The 19844-nt window shown below is 58.3% G+C and carries 17 protein-coding genes; 11 read left to right on the plus strand and 6 right to left on the minus strand.

The features are described 5' to 3' along the window. Positions 1-16 precede the first annotated feature (16 nt). Both HX868_RS18785 and pssA read right to left on the minus strand, forming a co-directional pair. A complete protein-coding gene (locus tag HX868_RS18785; RefSeq protein WP_177003940.1) occupies positions 17-3472 on the minus strand; it encodes a hypothetical protein in 3456 nt (1151 codons plus the stop codon). 387 nt (positions 3473-3859) lie between these two features. After that, complete coding sequence (pssA, locus tag HX868_RS18790; protein ID WP_177003941.1) at positions 3860-5203, minus strand: CDP-diacylglycerol--serine O-phosphatidyltransferase; 1344 nt, start codon at positions 5201-5203, stop codon at positions 3860-3862. 125 nt (positions 5204-5328) lie between these two features. On the opposite strand from pssA, the gene HX868_RS18795 reads away from it, so the two are divergent. Beyond that, complete coding sequence (locus HX868_RS18795) at positions 5329-5892, plus strand: TetR/AcrR family transcriptional regulator (RefSeq protein WP_095016138.1); 564 nt, start codon at positions 5329-5331, stop codon at positions 5890-5892. A gap of 54 nt (positions 5893-5946) precedes the next feature. Then, positions 5947-6426, plus strand: coding sequence for a nuclear transport factor 2 family protein (locus HX868_RS18800; RefSeq protein WP_177003942.1), 480 nt, complete (start codon positions 5947-5949; stop codon positions 6424-6426). Positions 6427-6458: 32 nt separating this feature from the next. Here the strand turns inward: HX868_RS18800 and HX868_RS18805 are convergent, their stop codons facing one another. Beyond that, positions 6459-7616: a PQQ-dependent sugar dehydrogenase gene (locus HX868_RS18805; RefSeq protein ID WP_177003943.1), complete on the minus strand. Its 1158-nt coding sequence runs from the start codon at positions 7614-7616 to the stop codon at positions 6459-6461. Positions 7617-7628: 12 nt separating this feature from the next. Further along, complete coding sequence (locus tag HX868_RS18810) at positions 7629-7943, minus strand: hypothetical protein (protein WP_177003944.1); 315 nt, start codon at positions 7941-7943, stop codon at positions 7629-7631. 184 nt (positions 7944-8127) lie between these two features. Here HX868_RS18810 and ku point away from each other — a divergent pair, with 184 nt between their 5' ends. Both ku and ligD read left to right on the plus strand, forming a co-directional pair. Then, entirely contained in the window at positions 8128-8958 is an 831-nt protein-coding gene (ku, locus tag HX868_RS18815) for a non-homologous end joining protein Ku (RefSeq protein ID WP_177003945.1), read from the plus strand. Positions 8959-8961: 3 nt separating this feature from the next. Beyond that, positions 8962-11421, plus strand: coding sequence for a DNA ligase D (gene ligD / locus HX868_RS18820; RefSeq protein ID WP_177003946.1), 2460 nt, complete (start codon positions 8962-8964; stop codon positions 11419-11421). Positions 11422-11442: 21 nt separating this feature from the next. Here the strand turns inward: ligD and lpxO are convergent, their stop codons facing one another. Then, the gene (lpxO, locus tag HX868_RS18825) at positions 11443-12342 is read right to left on the minus strand and encodes a lipid A hydroxylase LpxO (RefSeq protein ID WP_177003947.1); all 900 of its coding nucleotides are present in this window, start codon (positions 12340-12342) and stop codon (positions 11443-11445) included. 279 nt (positions 12343-12621) lie between these two features. Here lpxO and HX868_RS18830 point away from each other — a divergent pair, with 279 nt between their 5' ends. Then, positions 12622-13008, plus strand: coding sequence for a TIGR03067 domain-containing protein (locus HX868_RS18830; protein WP_177003948.1), 387 nt, complete (start codon positions 12622-12624; stop codon positions 13006-13008). An 8-nt stretch (positions 13009-13016) separates the two neighbouring features. Here the strand turns inward: HX868_RS18830 and HX868_RS18835 are convergent, their stop codons facing one another. Further along, on the minus strand, positions 13017-13829 hold the full coding sequence (locus tag HX868_RS18835) for a class I SAM-dependent methyltransferase (protein WP_177003949.1): 813 nt from the start codon (positions 13827-13829) through the stop codon (positions 13017-13019). Between the two features lie 156 nt (positions 13830-13985). On the opposite strand from HX868_RS18835, the gene HX868_RS18840 reads away from it, so the two are divergent. The 6 genes from HX868_RS18840 (at position 13986) to HX868_RS18865 (ending at position 19721) form a co-directional block, all read left to right on the plus strand. Then, complete coding sequence (locus tag HX868_RS18840) at positions 13986-15224, plus strand: MFS transporter (protein WP_177004065.1); 1239 nt, start codon at positions 13986-13988, stop codon at positions 15222-15224. A gap of 698 nt (positions 15225-15922) precedes the next feature. Further along, positions 15923-17365 (plus strand): ATPase domain-containing protein, encoded by a 1443-nt coding sequence (locus HX868_RS18845; protein ID WP_177004066.1) that lies wholly within the window; start codon positions 15923-15925, stop codon positions 17363-17365. A 23-nt stretch (positions 17366-17388) separates the two neighbouring features. Further along, entirely contained in the window at positions 17389-17751 is a 363-nt protein-coding gene (locus tag HX868_RS18850; protein WP_105523560.1) for a response regulator, read from the plus strand. Positions 17752-18079: 328 nt separating this feature from the next. Then, the gene (locus HX868_RS18855; protein WP_177003950.1) at positions 18080-18289 is read left to right on the plus strand and encodes a hypothetical protein; all 210 of its coding nucleotides are present in this window, start codon (positions 18080-18082) and stop codon (positions 18287-18289) included. A gap of 459 nt (positions 18290-18748) precedes the next feature. Beyond that, complete coding sequence (locus tag HX868_RS18860; RefSeq protein ID WP_177003951.1) at positions 18749-19435, plus strand: SOS response-associated peptidase family protein; 687 nt, start codon at positions 18749-18751, stop codon at positions 19433-19435. A 46-nt stretch (positions 19436-19481) separates the two neighbouring features. Continuing rightward, on the plus strand, positions 19482-19721 hold the full coding sequence (locus HX868_RS18865) for a hypothetical protein (RefSeq protein ID WP_177003952.1): 240 nt from the start codon (positions 19482-19484) through the stop codon (positions 19719-19721). Positions 19722-19844 lie beyond the last annotated feature (123 nt).

Consider the following 19844-nt stretch of genomic DNA (forward strand, 5'->3'; position numbering starts at 1 on the left):
GCGAGCGCTACGCGGCTCAAGCGCCCAGCCTGAAATCACGCAATGGCGTACCAAACGGTTGATTCGTTTTTGGATTGATCGCGTACCAAGCGCCCCCGTGCCGTTGCGCCGATACCGGCACCCCCTGAGACACACCGGACGATCCGGCCGACGCAATTGGCGCTTTAGAGTCCCATGCGCCGGCAAGCCAAAAACTTCTCAACTTTTCCTCGACGGTGATCAGGTGAGGGGCCGCCTTGCCAAGCCTCGTCGCACCACTGACCAGCAACGGTAGTTTGAACAGGCCCTTGAGCCCAGCGTTGACCAGTTGCCCATATCCATCCGCCGGGTTCATGGCTGCACTGGTGAAAAGCGCCGACGCGCTGATGAAGTTGAATGCCCGATCACTGAAGCTCTCCACGGGTTTAGCCCAGGCGACTTTTGGCGCGAGGGGATGCACTGCGCTGCCCAGCTTGCGAAGGGCGCCACCCAGCGGGTTGTGCGTGATTGATCTGCCCGCGCGTATCAACGCCCGTGCCCGACCTCCCGCGCCCAGGGCCAGCCCGACCAGGTCCAGACCCAGGTTGAACAGTCCCTTGCCGATATTGCCGGTGGCAAACTCCTGGTAGGCGCCCACAAAGGGCACCAGCCCGAGCAAAATTGATTTTTCAGCCCCCAGCACCTCGCGCTGCTGCTCCAGGGGCAAACTCCCTTTGGCCCGGGCCAGCATGGCGTCATCGGCCTCATAGAAATTGAGCTCGGCAATACGCGACGCAATACTGTGTGTCTTCGACGATGCATAAGTGTCAGGCACGTAGGTTTCCAGTGCCTCACCGGCCGCAAGTGAACGGCCAGCGATAGGCCCACCGAGTTTTCCAACAATGACGTTGGACGTGCTACCAGGCTTCGCTTCAGTGCCTTTAGCGTAGGCTTCATAGTCCACGCCCAGGCTGAATCCGCCCGTAAACGCGGTCACATAAGCGCCTTCCAAACCCAATGGATTGGTGCGGCCATTCGAGGCATTACCCAATTTGAGTTTTTCTGGAAGATCGGTGCGCTTGACGATCGTACCGTTCGCAAACACTTCGTAATAATTCACCTTGCCATCCAGTTCGGCGCGCAACAGCGTGCCTTGCCGACCCCGAGCCGCAGCCCGATCTGCGGCTGTCTCCGTCGCCGGGGGCAACCCGGTTTCCCCGCGTATGCCGTACAACTGGACCGTCCCCAACTCCAACATTTGGCGATCCTCCAATGAAAGTCCGGAGAACATCAGCTTGAGCCGCGTGGTATAGGCGGTCTGGAGCGATTGTCGGTGCTCATTGACCGCTGTTTGCAGCATCGTATCCAGCGTCGGCAACTCGCGGATTCGTGCATCCAACGCATCGCGTTTCTCTTGGGGCGCTGTGACTTCCGGGGTACGCTGAAAGGGAGATGTCCGGGGACGAACCGCAGATTGCGGCATATCGTGGGTCAGTACCCACTTACCCGGCGTCAAGTCGCCGGTCATGTACGTTTCAACCAGAGAACGCGTACGCGGCTCGGAGACGGACATGTTCCGCCGTACGTCACTGTCGGCGATCATTACCGTCATCGCTTCCAACTGGCTGGCCGTGACATCTGGAAATACCTTTAGCAATTCCTGGATTGCCATGGCTTTGCGATCCGGCATCGCCGTCACTGCGCTCAAGGCGGTGTTAACCTCTTCGCGCTGTTTGAAAAACGCTTCGCTGGCGGTCTTGAGCGCCTCTGGCGAGTGTTCCCCGTCAATCGGCGCTGGAATGACCCCGTTGAGCACCGCCCAATCCAGCAATAATTTCATCGCATGCAGTTGCATCAATGACGCCTGCGCCTCGCTGGTGGGCGCCAGCGTGGTCAGCTCGCTGACCTGCTCTTCAGTCATTCCACGGGATGTCCCGGGCGCTATACGATCCGCCATCGCTGCCCCCAGGCGTAGCTCCACCCATGCAGGCGTACCGACGCGGATGGATGGAGGTACATCCCTCACCAGAAACTCGGGAGCGGCCTGCGCCAGACCGATGTGGGCCACCAACACGGCGAGTTTTGGATCGAGGCCTCGTTCTTGTAGATGTTGTTCAACACCGCGGCGTACTTCACTAAAGGAGCGCCCCATATTCGCAGGTTGATACACGTTGTAGCCGGCGATGACGCCTGGCTGCGCGGGCGCCTCGGTATCGGCGTGTAGAGCGAGCGCAGCAAGCACCAGTTGTTGGCTCACCGCTTTGGGCACCGGCGAATCCATCCATTTCAGGTCCCGCGCCAGCTCCTCGCCAAAAGCCAAGGCGTCAGGACCGTTTAGCAGCGTTTCCAGCGCTTCAGTGGGGTTGGCTTGCAATGCCTGCTCGGTGAGTTCGTCAAGGTCGTAAAGCCCGCGAGGTGCTTCGCCACCAAAGCGCTGGTCGGCCTTGGCCTTAAGGATGGCTTTATCGTCCGAAGTCAGTTGGCCCGGGGTCCAGTCCCGTGCCATCAGAGCGGCATAATTTCCCAACGGTGGCACGGGTGGCAGGGTCGCGGCGCGCAACCACTGCACAACATTGCGCGTCTCGCCAGCGGTCCGCGGTGAGCCCAACCCCTTGTTGTCCAGGTACTGACGCACATCACAATAAGGCACTGAGTACAAGGCGTTCCCCTGATCTTGGCTCAGGCTGACCAACTGGCGAAACTCAGTGTCCAGTTCGGTCACGCCGCTGATGGACGCAGTGAGATCAATCCATTCCCCGCCCGGGGTCTTGTGCTCGAACCGCCCCTCGGACACACGAAACGGTTGGCCCGGCCATATCAGGTCTGTGATCAACGCCTGAACAGCCGGCGATTCACTGAAACGTTTCAACCGGGCCTGTGCAACCTCATCTCCCGCCGCCAGTGGCGTGCTCACCGACAACTGCGCCAGCTGGGTTGACCAGTCATAAGGAATATCGTCAGGCAGGTCCTTGACGGCGTTCTCCATTTGGTCCGCCAGGAAGGCGCGCTCATCCAGATCACCAACGGATTGCCGGACGCGCTCCAGACTGGCACTGAGCTGCTGGTACTGCTGCGCAAACATCAGCAGCCCGGAGGTACGCAAGGACGCTATCAACTCATCCTGGTCCTCTGTATAGACGGGAAGTTGCAAGCCAAAGACCTGCAGGACCAAGGAATGGGGCACCCAGGATTCACCTGCCAGCAAGTAAGGAAGCCCCTTGTCGGCCGGGTCCAACACATCTCTGATGCTGCGCAGCCTCACGCTGGCCTGCCCCCATCCGGAGCTGTCCGTGGTGCTGAATGTTACGGCCGTACGGACACCGTCACGGTAGACATAACCGCTGACACTGTCGCGGTGCAGGGTCAAGGTAGACACTTCCAGACCTTTGCTGGCGAACCATGCCTGTAACTGCGGATGAGCCAGTACTTTTGCGTAAATGTCGAGTGCAGGCGCCAAGGAGCTGTCCGCCGGGACTTCTACGGTGGAATAACCGCCCTCCATTGAGGTCAGCAAGCGTTCCCCCAGCGCGGTATCTGCAGATGCCCGCCCAGAGTTAGCGGGAGGTGCGGCAGGCAAGGTCCAGCTGGGCGTAGAGTGTTGTTGCTCTGCGCTGCCCGACTCACGCCGTATACGTCGCCCGGGGGCCTCTGGTACGGGAGATTGAGGGCCCATCGGCTCCTCAGCAACGATGGTGGCGCCGGGATAAACAGGGATTTGGGCCGCAGGCATTCGGGTCAGCGCAGGACTTACCAACATGGGTATGCTCTCTCTCAATTGCACCTTAAAGGATGAAACCGTAAGTCCATGAACGGTTCAGAGAGAGTAAGAAATCTATCGGCAGCCTAGCCTCCAGACTTTTCCGGAACGATGAGGAAAACAGCTCAGAGGACTGTAGGAAGCTCATAGAATCCGGTACAACAGCCGCTCGATCCGCACCCGGCTGACCCGGCGCAGGAATTTGCCAACCGCCTCGGGGTAATCCGGCAGTGTTTGCAAGTCCTGGTACCGCTCGATCCGCGTGGTGTGCTGGAAAATCTGCGCCAGCTCGGTGCGTCGCGGCGCCAGCCACTCACTCTTGGGATCATCGATCAACAAAGCGTTTTCCAGGTCGAGACGGAACGCGCGCGGGTTGAGGTTGTTGCCGGTCAGCAAGGTGTAGCGCTGGTCGACCCACATGCCCTTGAGGTGGTAGGTGTTATCGCCGTCGCGCCACAGGTGCAGGTTCAACTGGCCGCTGTCGATCATCGGCTGATGGCGCTTGGCAAAGCGGCGCAGGCTGATTTCGTAGAGGTAAGGCAGCGCCGCAATGACCTTGAACGGCTCGCTGGGCGGGATGTAGAAATCGTTGGCGGTCTTGTCGCCGACGACGATGTCGATCTTCACCCCACGCGCCAGCGCGCGGTTGATTTCGCGGGTTACCGGCAGTGGCAGGTTGAAGTACGGGGTGCAGATAGTTAGCTGATGCTGGGCGCTGGCGATCAGTTCGAGAATTACGCGGTTCAGGGGGTTGTTCTTGCCAACCCCGAGCAACGGGCTGACCGACAGGTGACCATTGGGCAGTTGCCCGGTCGTGGTGTCATACGTCGCGTGTTTCAGGCGGCTGCGCAAATCGCCGATGTCGTTGCGCAGGCTGCGAGTGGTGGGCGGGTTGGGCAGGTCCAGGCGATTGACCGCCTTGGACGCCACCAGGCCGTGCTCCACCAGGTGCTGCATGGAGTCGGCCAGCGCTTTGCTGTGGATCAAGTGGTACCGGTCGAAGCGGTACTTGTCGAATTTGTGCAGGTACACGTTGTTCAGGCTGGCGCCGCTGTACAGCACCGTGTCGTCAATCACGAAGCCCTTGAGGTGCAACACACCGAACAACTCGCGGGTTTGCACCGGCACGCCGTACACCGGCACTTCGCTGCTGTGGCTTTGAGTCATCGCCTGGTACCAGGCGCTGTTGCCCGGCTGCTTGCCGGCACCGATCAAGCCGCGCTGGGCGCGCAACCAGTCGACCACCACCACGATGTCCAATTCCGGCCGCGCAGCCTTGGCGGCATGCAGGGCGTCGTAGATTTCCTGCCCCGCTTCGTCCTGCTGCAAGTACAGTGCAACGATATAGATGCGCCGGGTGGCCTGGGCAATCTTCTCCAGCAGGCAACGACGATAGGCGTCGGCACCGGACAGCACCTCAAGGGCATCGGGAGTGAGGGGGAAACCACGCAGTTTGGGCAACAGGGAGCGTTTGAAGAACGACGGCATAAGGCTCGCAATGGGTCGAATCCGAAGAGGCCCCGAGCTTACACCATGGGGGTGCTCAGGTCTCGCTGTGGCGCATGCAAAAATTTTAATTGACCAAGAAGAACGATCGTTCTACTGTTCGCAACATGAACGACATGACCCGTAATGAGACCCGCGACATTATCCTCGACGTCACCGAAAAGTTGATCTATCGCCATGGCATCGCCGCCACTGGCATGGACTTCCTGGTGAAAACCGCCGGTGTGTCGAGAAAAAGTATTTACCGCTACTTCGCCAATAAAGACGAACTGGTGATTGCCGCCCTGCAACGTCGTGACGAGCGCTGGATGCAGTGGCTGCGCGATGAAGTGGAACGCCGCGAAGACACCGGGGAACGCCTGCTGGCGCTGTTCAGCGCGCTCAAGGATTGGTTCGGCACGGCTGACTTCCGGGGCTGCGCGTTCATCAACACCAGTGGCGAAACCGGTGATCCGCAAGACCCGGTGCGCCTGCTGGCCAAGGCGCATAAACAGAAACTGTTCGAGTACGCACTTGAACTGTGTCAAGCACATGGCACCCCCGACCCCGAACGGCAGGCCGCGCAACTGCTGATCCTGATCGATGGCGCCATTACCGTTGCCCTGGTGATGGGCGATTCAACAGCTGCCGATAAAGCGCAATGCATGGCGCGAACGTTATTGGGACTTTGAACCCACCGGTAGGCGCAACTTCCGATACATCCTTATTCATTGAGGAACTGCCCAATGTCATCGACTGTAGAAACACGTCCGCCCCTGCCGCCGTTCACGCGCGCATCGGCCATCGAGAAAGTCCGTCTGGCCGAAGACGGCTGGAACTCCCGTGACCCGCAGCGGGTGTCCCTGGCCTACACGCTGGACACAAAATGGCGTAACCGCGCCGAATTCGCGCATAACCGCGACGAAGCCAAAGGTTTCCTCACCCGCAAATGGGCCAAGGAGCTGGACTACCGACTGATCAAGGAGTTGTGGGCATTCACCGATAACCGCATCGCGGTGCGTTACGCCTATGAATGGCACGACGATTTGGGCAACTGGTTCCGTTCCTACGGCAATGAGAACTGGGAATTCGACGAGAACGGCCTGATGGCCAATCGTTTTGCCTGCATCAACGATCTGCCGATCAAGGAAAGCGAGCGCAAGTTCCATTGGCCGCTGGGCCGACGCCCGGATGATCATCCGGGGTTGTCCGAGCTAGGCCTGTAAAACAGTTGGGGCCGGTTTGCCGGCCCCACTGCTTAATCCTGATTCAGCCCCACCCGATACAACACGCCATCGTCCTCATCCGTCAGTACATACAAGAACCCGTCCGGGCCCTGCCGCACATCTCGGATCCGCGCCTTCAGACCGCCGAGCAGGCGCTCCTCGTGGATCACCTTGTCGCCATCAAACTGCAACCGGATCAGCTCCTGGCTGACCAGCGCACCGATAAACACGTTGTGCTGCCAGGGCTTGAAGCGATCCGCATCGTAAAACGCCATGCCGCTGATACCCGGCGACTTTTCCCACACATGATGGGGCGGTACTGTGCCTTCCACCGTCTTGCCCTTGGCTTCGGGAATCGGTGTCAGGGAGTAGTTGATGCCGTGGGTGGCCAATGGCCAACCGTAGTTCTTGCCACGCTCGATGATGTTGATCTCATCACCTCCGCGCGGCCCGTGTTCGTTTTCCCAGATCGTGCCACTCCACGGATTCAGCGCCAGTCCCTGAGGGTTACGCTGGCCGTAGGACCAGATCTCCGGGCGCACGCCTTGCTGGCCGACGAAGGGGTTGTCATCCGGCACGCGGCCGTCCGGGTAGATGCGTACGACCTTGCCTTGCAACTTGTCCAGGTCCTGGGCCGTCGGGCGATCGTTGTTTTCACCCAGGGTCACGAACAGGTAGCCATCGCGGTCGAAGGCCAGGCGCGAGCCGAAGTGGTTACCGGTCGACAGCTTGGGTTCCTGGCGCAGGATCACCTGGAAGTCGGTCAAGCCACTGAGGTCTGCCGCCAGGCGCCCACGGCCCACTGCTGTGCCGGCGGTACCGCCTTTGCCCCCGCCTTCCGCGTAGGACAGGTAGACCATGCGGTTCTCTTTGAAGTCCGGCGATAACACCACATCCAGCAGACCGCCCTGCCCTTTGGCCCAGACTTGCGGCACGCCCTTCAGTGGCGCGGACAGCTTGCCGTCGGGGCTGACGAAGCGCAGGTGGCCAGGACGCTCGGTCACCAGGAAGCCTTGCTTGTCCGGCAAAAAGGCCACCGCCCATGGGTGGTCCAGGCCTTTGGCGATTGGCGTCGCAGTGATGCTGCCCTGTTCGCTGGGGAACTGCTGGGCGTCGGCGGCGTAAGTGGCCGTCAACGGCAGCAGCGTGGTGGCGCACAGGGCGGCTAGCAGGCTTTTGCGTAGAAACATAAGGCGAGATCCTTACCGGCGATTGCCGTTGGCATCATAAGTGGGGGCTTTGGTTTCGGTGGCCGGGCGGCTGGGGGCAGCGTCGCGTTTGGGATAGCTGTTGCCGATGCCGCCGTTTTCCAGGGTCGGCGTGCGTGTGGTTGGCCCGGTCTGGATACCGCGAACGGCCGGCGCATTCGGCTGGGTGCCCTGCATGCTGTTGGGATTGGCCCGGTGGATCGGACCGTTGTTGCCGTTGTTGTTGCCGGGCAGGTTTTGCGCCTGGGCCACCGGAATAAGGGCCAGACCCAACAACAGCGCTACTGCGTGACGCGTACAACTGTTCATGACAAAGCCTCTCTGGGGCGAGGAGTACGTGCTTTCGATAACACGCTACGCCTTGGGTTCGGCTTTCGACACTAAATAGTTTCTCATCAGGTGTAACACGATCTGTCCGCGCATCTGCTCGGGGAAACTTTTCCCACCGCCTCCGAGTCACCAGAACACAGCCTCATCAACAGGAATCCCACCTATGCCACGGGCAATCTGGAAAGGCGCCATCAGCTTTGGACTGGTGCATATCCCGGTCTCACTGGTTTCGGCCACCTCCTCTCAAGGCGTTGACTTTGACTGGCTGGACAAGCGCAGCATGGATCCGGTGGGTTACAAGCGCATCAACAAGACCACCGGCAAAGAAGTGACAAAGGACAACATCGTCAAAGGCGTTGCGTTCGAGAAAGGCCGTTATGTGGTGCTGAGCGAAGAAGAAATCCGCTCGGCCCACCCCAAATCGACCCAGACCATCGAGATCATCGCGTTTGTCGCGAGCGACCAGATCCCGTTGCAGAACATCGACACCCCCTACTTCCTCGCGCCGGACAAGCGTGGCGGCAAGGTCTACGCCTTGCTAAGGGAAACCCTTAGGAAAACCCGCAAGGTCGCCCTGGCCAATGTGGTGCTGCACACCAAGCAGCACTTGGCGGCGTTGATGCCTCTGGACTCGGCGCTGGTACTGGTGATGCTGCGCTGGCCCGCCGAAGTACGCAGCCTGGACGAACTGGATCTGGGCAGCGACGTGACCAAACCGAGCCTGGCCAAGGGCGAGCTGGACATGGCCAAGCGCCTGGTTGAAGACATGAGCGCCGACTGGCAGCCCGATGACTACCGCGACAGCTTTCAGGAAAAAATCATGGCGCTGGTGGCCAAAAAGGCCAAGGCCGGCAAGATCGAAGCCGTGGAGACCAGGGACAGCGAAGAGCGCAAGTCCGCCGATGTGATCGACTTGACGGAACTGCTCAAGCGCAGCCTGGCCGGCAAACCCGCAAAGAAGCCGGCCACGAAGAAATCCACCAAGGCCTCCTGAGTCATGTCCAAGCCCCTCAGCGAATACAACCGCAAACGCGATTTCGGGATAACCGCCGAACCGGCAGGCAGTGCGCCTGGCACTAAACGCAAAACGTCGGCGCTGTCCTTCGTGATCCAGAAGCATGACGCACGCAACCTGCACTATGACTTCCGCCTGGAACTCGACGGCGTGCTGCTCAGTTGGGCTGTGCCCAAAGGCCCGAGCCTGGATCCCAGCCAGAAGCGCCTGGCCGTTCACGTCGAAGACCATCCCCTGAGCTACGGCGGCTTTGAAGGCAGCATTCCCGCCGGTCAATACGGCGCCGGTGACGTCATCGTGTGGGACCGTGGCATCTGGCAGCCCCATGACGAGCCACGCAAGGCCTACACAGCCGGCAAGCTCAAATTCACCCTGGTTGGCGAGAAGCTCTCCGGCGACTGGGCGCTGGTGCGCACGCGCTTGAAAGGCGGCGGCGACAAGGAACAATGGTTGCTGATCAAGGAAAAGGACCAGCAGGCGCGTGCGGCCGACGACTACGATATCGTCCAGGCTCAACCCAACAGCGTGCTGAGTAATGCGTCAGTGGGAAAACCCAAGGCTCGGGCCAAAACCAGGAAAACCGCCCTCCCCGAGCAATTCTCCCCGCAATTGGCCACGCTGGTGGATCGCGCCCCGGAAGGCGATTGGCAATACGAGATCAAATTCGACGGTTACCGCATGCTCGCTCGCATTCACGAGGGTGAAGTGCGACTGTTTACCCGCAACGGACACGACTGGACCGACCGTCTGCCCCGCCAAGTCAAGGCCTTGCAGGCTCTGAAGCTCAAGGACAGCTGGCTGGATGGCGAGGTTGTCAGCCTCAATGGCGACGGCCTGCCGGACTTCCAGGCGCTGCAAAATGCGTTTGATATCGGCCGCAGTCTGGACATCGTTTACTACCTGTTCGACGCGCCCTTTCTCAATGGCCAAGACCAGCGCCAGACGCCGGTCGAAGATCGCCGCGCCGCCCTCAAAGTCGCGCTGGCCGCTAGCCGCAGCAAATTGCTACGCTTTTCCGAGGCATTTACCGCGCATCATCGCGACATCTTTGAAAGCGCCTGCGACTTGGCCCTCGAAGGCGTGATCGGCAAGCGCCTGGGCAGTCCGTACGTCTCTAGTCGCAATGCCGACTGGATCAAACTCAAATGCCGGTTGCGCCAGGAGTTTGTGATTGTCGGTTATACCCGGCCCCAAGGCTCACGCACGGGGTTCGGCGCGTTGTTGCTGGCGGTAAATGATGAGACTGGCCTGGTGTACGCAGGCCGCGTAGGCACGGGTTTTGATCAAGCGTCGCTCAAGACTATTTATGCGCAACTCACATCGTTGGAGCGCAAGACATCGCCGCTTGAGAAACCGCTGACCAGCACCCAAGCACGTGGCGTGCATTGGGTAGCGCCCACGTTGGTCGGTGAGGTGCAGTTTGCCGAGTGGACTCGCGAGGGTGTGGTCCGCCAAGCGGCGTTCGTCGGGCTGCGCACCGACAAACCCGCAGCGCAGATTGTTCATGAACAACCGCGAACGGCCAAATCCATGAAACCCGCCAAAAAGACCGGCAATGAGGTAAATATCACTCATCCCGACCGCGTGATCGATAAACAAAGCGGCACGCAAAAACAGCAGTTGGCGCAGTTCTACGACAGCATCAGCCAGTGGATTCTGCCCTTCCTGCGTCACCGTCCGGTGTCCCTGCTCAGAGCACCCGAGGGTATCGAGGGCGAGCAATTTTTCCAGAAACACTCGGAGCGCCTGGCCATTCCCAACATCAAGCAACTGGATCAGGCACTCGATCCCGGCCATGCGCGCCTGATGGAAATCGACAACGTCGGCGCGTTGATCGGCGCGGTGCAAATGGGCAGCGTAGAGTTTCACACCTGGGGCGCCACCTCGGACAAGATCGAAACCCCGGACCTGTTTGTGCTCGATCTCGACCCGGACCCGGCGTTGCCCTGGAAAACCATGCTCGAAGCCGCGCAACTGACCCTGTCTGTACTGGATGAGTTGGGGCTGCAAGCATTCGTCAAGACCAGCGGAGGCAAAGGCCTGCACCTGATCGTGCCGTTGGCGCGCCGAGACAATTGGGACACCGTAAAAGCGTTCGCCAAGGCCATCGCCCAATTCATGACCGAGCAGTTGCCGGAACGGTTTACCGCGACATCGGGACCCAAGAACCGGGTCGGCAAGATCTTTATCGATTACCTGCGCAACGCACGGGGTGCCAGCACCGTAGCGGCGTATTCCGTGCGTGCACGGCCGGGCTTGCCGGTGTCGGTACCGGTCAGTCGTGAGGAGTTGAAGGGGTTACGCGGTGCGCAGCAATGGACAGTTGCCAATCTGCAGCAACGCTTGGACGCTTTGAAAACGGATCCCTGGGCGGGGTATGCCAATCGACAGAAGATCAGCAAGAAGATGTGGGACAAATTGGGCGCCCATCCACCGGAGTGAATGGCGCCCGCACAGCGAACCTCAGATCAGCAGGAAAATCGCCGCCAACCCAGCAAAGATCGCCCATTTTTCCAGGTAGTAGCGCGTACGATTGCGCTTTTTCAGCTCCTTGCCGCGCAGACGAATCTTGTACAGGCGCGTGAACGCGCGGTTGAGCCCACCGGTCTTGTCCCCGGCATCATTGGGCGAGCCTGCCGCCGCCATCACGTTACGGCTGAACCAACGGTTAAACGCAGCGGCCCAGCGGTATTTCATCGGACGCTCGATGTCGCAGAACAGGATGATGCGGTTCTGCTGCGTGGTGTTTTCGGCGTAGTGGATGTAGGTCTCGTCAAACATCACCGGCTCACCGTCACGCCAGTAGTAGTTTTCGCCATCCACATTGATGTAGCAGCCAGGATCGTTTGGAGTATCGAGGCCCAGGTGATAGCGGTACGAACCGGCATACGGATCACGATGGCGTACCAGTTTGGATCCGGGTGGAAGCTCGGCGAACATCGCGGCCTTGATCGAACCGATGCTTTGCACCAGCTCCGTGGTGCGCGGGCACAGCTTCATCGCTGAAGGATGGCTGTCGCCATACCATTTCAGATAAAAACGCTTCCAGCCCGACTTGAAGAACGAGTTGAAACCCACGTCGTTGTACTGGTCCGAGCGCTTGATCTCCCCGGCTCGCATCAGGTTCTGGCCTTCCAGGCGGATTTCTTCCCAGTGTTCCTGGAGCGGGCTCAGGTCAGGGAAATCGCTGGGCAACAGGTAAGGTCGACTGGGGAGCTTGGAAAAGAGGTAGAGAAAGCAGTTGATCGGTGCCAGGAAGGTCGAATGATCACTGAGCTGGCGGCCCAGCTTGTGTCGCACCCGGCCACGCAGGTGTACATACGCAATCGAGGCAACGTAGAGAACAACAATGATGAGTTTCAAGAGATTTCGTCACATGTCAGAAGAGAACAGGCTGCTCCTGCGCGCCCACAACGGCCGAGGTTGGATAGCAGCACCTGAAATCACAATTCACACAATCGGCACGACCGGCTGAGTGACAACCCGGCTCGTGGCCCTTTGCTAGTTATTTAGCCACAGGTTGTAACTAAAAGTTAACTAGGAATTGTGAAAAGCTGTCTTGTGAATGTGATGCGTAATCAGGCCCCAAGTGCTAAAAGGCAACGCCATCGACGATTAACCTTTCAGCAAAAAGGAATTTGTATGTCATCCCTTACAGACCCGGACTTCCAAGCCCTCCAAGGCAGGTGGGAACAGACCTCACTCGAAGACAGCGGCGTGCTCAACCCCATCGATGCCCACAGCGCCCCTGGCGCGATCACCACGATCACCGGCGACTGCTTCGAAGTGAAGACTGTCAGCGGCGAGGTGTTGCTGGCAGGACGTTTTTTCCTGGACAGCTGCACCTTGCCAAAAAGCATTACCTGGATCGACTCCATGGGAGATGATGCAGGTAAACACTTGCCCGCCAGTTATCGCCTTGACGGTGATGAATTTGTATTCATCGCGGCCGATGAAGGTATGCCCAGGCCAACCACGTTCCGTACGGGCCCGGGACAAACCATGCGCACGTTCCTGCGACGCGACTGAAAAATCCCTCAGTCGGGACGTTTGGTGGCAGTCAACGTAAAACACATCGGCAATTGCGCAGGCTGGTGCTCGTACTGGTCGTACAGCTCTTCGCGGTTGGAATGCGCAAACTCCTGCAGGTGCCTGATCTGCAAGTCGGCGCAGATCGCCGCAGTGACCACGTCGCCCAGGGTGTGCACGTACCAATAAGAAGTCGGCCCCGCAACCTCGCCCTGGCCTTCATAGACAATCGACTCCTGCAGCACAAACGGCTCGCGCTGAAAGTAGGAACTGGCCGGCAGGAAAGGGTTTGGCGCCCGTGGGTCAAACACCTCCAGAAACGGATGGGTTTCATACATCACCAAGGTGCCGCCGGGTTTCAAGGTGCTGGCGACATGGCGCATGAACTGCCCCACATCCGGCATCCAGCCCAGCACGCCAATGGTCACCAAAGCGATATCAAAGCGCGCCTGCAAATCTTGTGGCAACTGGTGGATATCGCTTTCTATGAACTCAGGGTTATGCGGTGAAACCTCGGCCAGTTCACGGGCCTGTTGCAGAAACGCACGGGATTGATCGACGCCCACCACCGAACGCGCGCCCAGGCCATACAGCGAAAGACTTTCGCGGCCATTGTTGCAGCACAGTTGCACCACGTCCTTACCGTCCACGCCCACTTCTTGCAGCAGGCCTGTGAGCGTGGGGTCCAGGCAAGAAAAATCAGCCGCGCCGACACTGTTGAGCAACGCGCTCCAGGTGTCTGTGGTTTTGTGCAAGCTGGCGGATTGGTCCCAGGCGTCCTTGTTGCTGGCAATCGCCTGTTGAGCTGAGGGCATGTCCATTGCGTCTCCAGAAATTCACTACAGCGGGGGTGCAGAAAGTAAGCCAAGTGCCCTCGGATTAAAACCCCGAGAAGCGCACGAAACTTAACGCAGGGCCCACAGGTCATTAACGCAATGCGTGTTCAGCCCTTGAACGCCATCTCCGAAGACCGCGCCGTGGCCAAACACTCCGACCTGCGTAATGCCTTGTCCCTGGACAGCCTGAATTTCTTCCTGGCAGATGTGCGCGACGGCCTCGGCCCGTATCTGGCCATTTACTTGCTGGCCGCGCACAAATGGGACCCGGCCAGCATCGGTGTGGTCATGACCCTGGCAGGCATCGCGGCCCTACTCACCCAAGGACCGGCGGGTGCACTGATCGATCGCACCCGCAGCAAGCGCGCAGTAGTCGCATTGGCCGCCATCGTGGTGACCGGCAGCTGCCTGCTGCTGCCCTTCGTCAGTTCCTTCAGCCTGGTGGCGTTGACCCAGGCCGCCAGCGCCGTTGCCGCGTCCGTATTCGCACCCGCCATCAGCGCCATCTCCCTGGGCATTACCGGGCCACGCGCGTTCACCCGCCGTACGGGGCGCAACGAAACCTTCAACCACGCCGGCAATGCCGTCGCCGCGCTGTTGGCCGGTGGCTTGGCGTATCTGTTCGGGCCGGTGGTGGTGTTCTACCTGATGGCGTTTATGGCGGTGGCGAGCGTCATCGCGATCAGTTGTGTGTCGGCCAAAGCGATCGACCATGAAGTCGCCCGAGGGTTTGACCCGGAGCATCACACGGATCACGAACAACCTTCCGGCATCAGCGTGTTACTGGCGAACCGCCCGTTATTGCTGTTCGCCATCTGCTGCGCCTTGTTCCACCTGGCCAATGCCGCGATGCTACCGCTGGTCAGCCAGAAGCTCTCGCAGATCAACCTGCAAATGGCCACGCCGCTGACGTCGGCGTGTATCGTCGCCGCACAATTGGTGATGGTGCCAATGGCCTGGCTGGTCGGGCTCAAGGCTGACATCTGGGGGCGCAAACCCTTGCTGATGGCCGGGTTCATGATCCTGCCGCTGCGCGGGGTGCTTTATACCCTGTCCAGCGATCCGTACTGGCTGGTGGCCGTGCAGATGCTCGACGGCATCGGCGCGGGGATCTTCGGCGCGCTGTTCCCGGTGATCGTCAAGGACCTGACCCAGGGCACCGGACGTTTCAACGTCAGCCTGGGCGCACTCTCCACCGTCTTCGGCCTGGGCGCGGCGCTGAGCAGCAGCCTGGCCGGATTTGTGGTGCAACAGGCCGGCTATAACGCGGCGTTCCTGACCTTGGCCGGCGTGGCGGCGCTGGCGTTGGCGCTGCTGTGGCTGGCGATGCCGGAGACCTTGGCGAAACCATCCTTCGCCGGACATACAACTGTCGCCTGACATATGCGACAATGCGCGCCAAATTCCAACACACATCCAAAATTTTCTGCTCAGCGACCGGGTTTCGCGCCTTGATGTCGCTGTTGACGCATGCCTGAAGGCTCCTGCCGCCACGCTCGCAACCCATTGATAGGTAAAGTAATTGATCTCCACAGCTAACATCACCATGCGGTCTGAAACGCATACTGGTGATTAGCGGTGATCAGCGTTTATTGGGCGAAGTCGTCGTGAGTCATCACTCGTAAAGCACCGAAATGCACCCGTTGGTCCCAGAAGTGGTCCCAACGGGGGGATTTTGGGCCATGCCGGAAATGCATAACCCCTCCCTCGGCGTCCTGCCGACGAACACAAGCCACCAATAACCCCAACTCGTGAGATAAGTCCGTATGGCCGCTTCCGACCAGAAGCGCTCGAACACATTTAAGAAATCCAGGGGTTCAGGTTCTACCCTGCGTTTTGGACGCAAATGCTGGGGTCAATTACTACAATTGAATCACTGCGAGATTAAAGGGGCATCTACTAGCAACATTGATTTCACCCAACTTTAGGGGGGGGAAGTCAGAGGTGGAGGCGGTTAAATTGCAATTTATCACTCCTTTAAACAGCCATGTTCTAGGCGAGAATGGCCCCAGAGCGAAAATGGCGTTAGCATTCCGCCTCACTTGGCTTAAACAGCCTGTTTTTCAGATCAGGGTCGCATCGTGGAAAAGCTAAAACGCCTCCAAAGTGGAATTGAAGGGCTCGACGCTCTGCTCAAGGGAGGGCTGGTCGCGGGCGCCTCATACATAATTCAGGGGCGGCCAGGGTCTGGCAAGACGATCCTAGCCAACCAACTTGGGTTCCATCATGCGAACAATGGAGGTCGGGTTCTAGTCGCCACACTGCTGGCCGAGTCACACGACCGTCTTTTTCAGTTTCTTTCCACTCTGAGCTTTTTCGACTCATCCAAAGTAGGCGCTGAAATTCAGTTTGTCAGCGCGTTCGACACTCTGGAAAACGAAGGATTGGACGAGGTGGTGAAACTGCTTCGGCGAGAGATAAGCCGTCAGAAAGCCACAGTGATGGTGGTAGACGGCTTGCTCAATGCTCGCTCAAAAGCCGACTCGCACATTGACACTAAGAAATTCATTTCTGAGCTGCAAGGGCACGCTGCTTTCGCTGGTTGCACAGTGCTTTTTCTCACCAGCTCCCGTCTCGACGACGGCAGCCCTGAGCACACCATGGTTGATGGCGTTATTGAAATGGGCGAAGAGTTATTTGGTACTCGCTCGGTACGTCGTATTCAACTGCGTAAAACTCGCGGCAGTGGAGCGATGACTGGGCTTCACGAGTGCGAGATCACCGATAACGGATTGGTGGTTTACCCTCGACTCGAAAGCCTTTACAGCCACCCGTCCGCCCCAGATAGCGCCGACATGACGCGCATTCCGAGTGGCATTGGTTCACTGGACGGCATATTGGGTGGAGGCCTATACAGTTCCAGTGTATCTCTGGTCATGGGCCCCTCCGGCATAGGTAAAACGACTCTCGGTCTCAAGTTTCTTGCCGAGTCGACGGTGGATGCTCCAGGACTGCATTTTGGCTTTTACGAGAGTCCACAACGGTTGCGACTCAAAGGCCAATCATTGGGCATCGATATCAAAGGTATGGAGGACAGCGGCGCCCTGAGCATTGCATGGCAGCCGACTACCGAAGGCTTGCTGGATGGGTTAGGCGCACGACTGCTGAGTATCGTTGAACAAAAGGGCATCAAGCGACTGTTCATCGATAGCCTTAGCGGTATGACCCGAGTCTCGACAAACCCCGCACGGATTACTGACTTCTTTAGTGCACTGATGAACGAGCTGCGATCCAGGGGCGTAACTGTCTTTGCCTCCTGGGAAATGCGCGATCTGTTTGGCTCCGAGGTCAGCGCTCCGAACTCTGATCTGTCTAGCATCGTGGACAACCTGATGCTGATGCGGTTTTCTGAGAATCACTCTGAACTAAGCCGGACTCTATCCATTCTTAAAGTAAGAGACAGCTCTTACGATCCCTCACGATTTGAGGTCGTCATCCGCGATCATGATGTTTTCCTGAAAAAGGCTTCAAGACATGAACCATCAGTCCCCACTGAGACATTGCCCGGTTCAAGATCCTAAGCCTTTGTGCGGATTGAATTAACATGACCACCATCCTAGTCGTCGACGACGAGTATTTGATCGCTGACATCCTCGGCTTCGCGCTGGAGGATGAGGGGTTCATGGTGGTAACCGCCAGCAATGGTCGAAAGGGGCTCGAGGTGCTCGAAAGGGAAAGGCCTTCCTTAATCATTACTGACTTTATGATGCCGGTCATGGACGGCCTTGAATTCGCGACGGCTGTACGAGCACTTCCTTCCGCTAACGATTTGCCGATCATCTTGATGAGCGGTGCCCAGGCGCACATCGGTATGCAGAGATCGGATCTGTTTGATGCAGTGTTGGCAAAGCCATTTAATATCGATTTAATCATCGCCGAGGTTAGAAATCTCTTAGGTTCGGAGTAGCTTGTAGCAGCTCGAGGCAATGTGAGTAGCCCTGGGTTTCGTACACGCTCTTGATGTCCGCTTTCGGCCGATTCTGTTGAAAAAGTCGGCCATGGTTTCCACGGCAGAAAAGTACGTGCTTGAGATAAAATCTTTACTATGAGCGGAGGATTTCGGGCTCAGATTTCGCATAGCTGCGCGCAAAAAAGGCGTTTTCAGCAACCAGTGTGCGGGCAGTCTGGAAGGACCGACTTTTTCAACACAATCGGGCGAAAGCAGACACTCATGACCTTGGAATGGGCTCCCAATCGCCAACTGCTAGGCTGTTCACTGCACCAGAGGAATGCCGATGCCCAACTCAGACCTGATCCCTACGCTGCTCTCCAAGCTCTACGACAACCAACTCGCACTCGAAGCTTCCATCATGGAATTATCGAACTGGGTTGAACAACGTGGTTCTTCCGAAGTGGCCGAAAACATTCGAGGTGCTTTGCACACCATCGATGAGAATGAAGAGTTCATAAAGCTGACGCTGGCAGTGCTAATGTCGCCGGAGTGAGTTCGACAACAAAATTCAGTGCACTCGGATCTTAGGCTCGCTTTGACTCACTGATAGTAACTCGCGACTATTGGTGAAGTCGGCGGCCCGATTCTTCATTCGCTGACCAGTGACAACATAAAGAACGTCGATACCGACCTTGGCGATCGACGCTAGATAGTCCGCCCGCGGAATTCTAGCTCCGGCATCGTAACGACCCTGAGCATTCACCTCTACTCCCCCTGCGGCACCGAGCATGGCTTGGGTTAATCCGAGGCGAAGCCGTTCAGATTTTAATCTAGCACCGATACTCATGTAAAAAACCCTCCAACAAAAGTCTTTCTCAGAAGATTACCATCGTGTTATCGGCGCCGCAGCACAGCTTAAATCTGCAACTCATTTTGGTCTAGCAATCGCGCCCATCCCCACTGCACGCTTAGCGGTCACGATCTACACTGACTTAACATAGGGGGTGCAGGCATGTGCGGAAGGCTTACACAGTATCGGGGAATCCATGACTTTGTTGCAGCGCTGAGCATGCCCAATGCTCTGGCCAACTCCGTGGGCGATGAGCCTATTGAGCGCTACAACGTCGCTCCATCCACCCAGGTCGCACTACTCCACATCCAAGGCGACCTGTTGCATGCCGACTCCGTGCGGTGGGGATGGCGCCCTCACTGGGCCAAAGACCGCGCCGCACCAATAAATGCACGCGTCGAAAAGGTGGCTCACGGGCCATTCTTCCGGGCGATCTGGCCACACCGTGCAATCACGCCTATCGATAACTGGTTTGAGTGGGTGGATGAAGGCGGTCCAAAAAAGCAGCCCTATCTGATCCGTCGACGCGACGGCGCACCGGTGTTGTGTGCGGCCATCGGCCAGTTACCAGATGCTGACGAAGGTCCAAGTGAGCATGACGGGTTCGTGATCATCACCGCCGACAGCGCCGGCGGCATGGTGGATATCCACGACCGGCGGCCAGTGGTGCTGACTCCGGAACTGGCTCGGGAATGGCTGGACCCTGCCACGCCGAAGGAGCGTGCCGAGCAGATGGTGTTACACCAGGGCGAGCCCGCCGAGGCCTTTGAATGGTTCAAGGTCGACGCGGCCGTTGGCAACGTGAGAAACAAAGGGCCGAAACTGATCGAGCCGATGACTACGTGCTAAGTTGCCATGGTCATTCAGAAGGCAATGCAACCTGAAGAGGTGGGAGATGGGTTACAACGATCACGGCAACGAGGACTTGCGGCTGGCGTATGATGATCTGATTGATGAGGGACTTATTGACCCATCTTCAGATGAAGCGGGGGTCGCAAGACAGGTGATCGAACAGGGTTTCGACTCTATGTCACCAAAGCAAAAGCATATATATGAGGCACGTTTCGAACCTGTTCTAGTGCGCAGAGCAAAGCAGCTTGAAGTCCAACGCATCATTGACTCTAACCCGGATTAATAGCCCTGACGTAAGCCTAGCACGCTCGCAGCGCGATCATTCCTTGGTCGCCACTGCATTGCTAACCGTCCTGGCAGTTACTCAAGGAATGCTTGGTCAAATAGCAGCACCAAAAATCCAACC

Source organism: Pseudomonas reactans, assembly GCF_013385825.1.
Taxonomy (GTDB): Bacteria; Pseudomonadota; Gammaproteobacteria; order Pseudomonadales; family Pseudomonadaceae; genus Aquipseudomonas; species Aquipseudomonas reactans.

What these genes read in the sequence shown, in the direction of transcription:
- pssA (WP_177003941.1), bottom strand. Translation starts at nt 5,203, where the DNA reads ATGCCGTCGTTCTTCAAACGCTCCCTGTTGCCCAAACTGCGTGGTTTC.
- HX868_RS18795 (WP_095016138.1), top strand. Translation starts at nt 5,329, where the DNA reads ATGAACGACATGACCCGTAATGAGACCCGCGACATTATCCTCGACGTC.
- HX868_RS18800 (WP_177003942.1), top strand. Translation starts at nt 5,947, where the DNA reads ATGTCATCGACTGTAGAAACACGTCCGCCCCTGCCGCCGTTCACGCGC.
- HX868_RS18805 (WP_177003943.1), bottom strand. Translation starts at nt 7,616, where the DNA reads ATGTTTCTACGCAAAAGCCTGCTAGCCGCCCTGTGCGCCACCACGCTG.
- HX868_RS18810 (WP_177003944.1), bottom strand. Translation starts at nt 7,943, where the DNA reads ATGAACAGTTGTACGCGTCACGCAGTAGCGCTGTTGTTGGGTCTGGCC.
- ku (WP_177003945.1), top strand. Translation starts at nt 8,128, where the DNA reads ATGCCACGGGCAATCTGGAAAGGCGCCATCAGCTTTGGACTGGTGCAT.
- ligD (WP_177003946.1), top strand. Translation starts at nt 8,962, where the DNA reads ATGTCCAAGCCCCTCAGCGAATACAACCGCAAACGCGATTTCGGGATA.
- HX868_RS18830 (WP_177003948.1), top strand. Translation starts at nt 12,622, where the DNA reads ATGTCATCCCTTACAGACCCGGACTTCCAAGCCCTCCAAGGCAGGTGG.
- HX868_RS18835 (WP_177003949.1), bottom strand. Translation starts at nt 13,829, where the DNA reads ATGGACATGCCCTCAGCTCAACAGGCGATTGCCAGCAACAAGGACGCC.
- HX868_RS18850 (WP_105523560.1), top strand. Translation starts at nt 17,389, where the DNA reads ATGACCACCATCCTAGTCGTCGACGACGAGTATTTGATCGCTGACATC.
- HX868_RS18855 (WP_177003950.1), top strand. Translation starts at nt 18,080, where the DNA reads ATGCCCAACTCAGACCTGATCCCTACGCTGCTCTCCAAGCTCTACGAC.
- HX868_RS18860 (WP_177003951.1), top strand. Translation starts at nt 18,749, where the DNA reads ATGTGCGGAAGGCTTACACAGTATCGGGGAATCCATGACTTTGTTGCA.
- HX868_RS18865 (WP_177003952.1), top strand. Translation starts at nt 19,482, where the DNA reads ATGGGTTACAACGATCACGGCAACGAGGACTTGCGGCTGGCGTATGAT.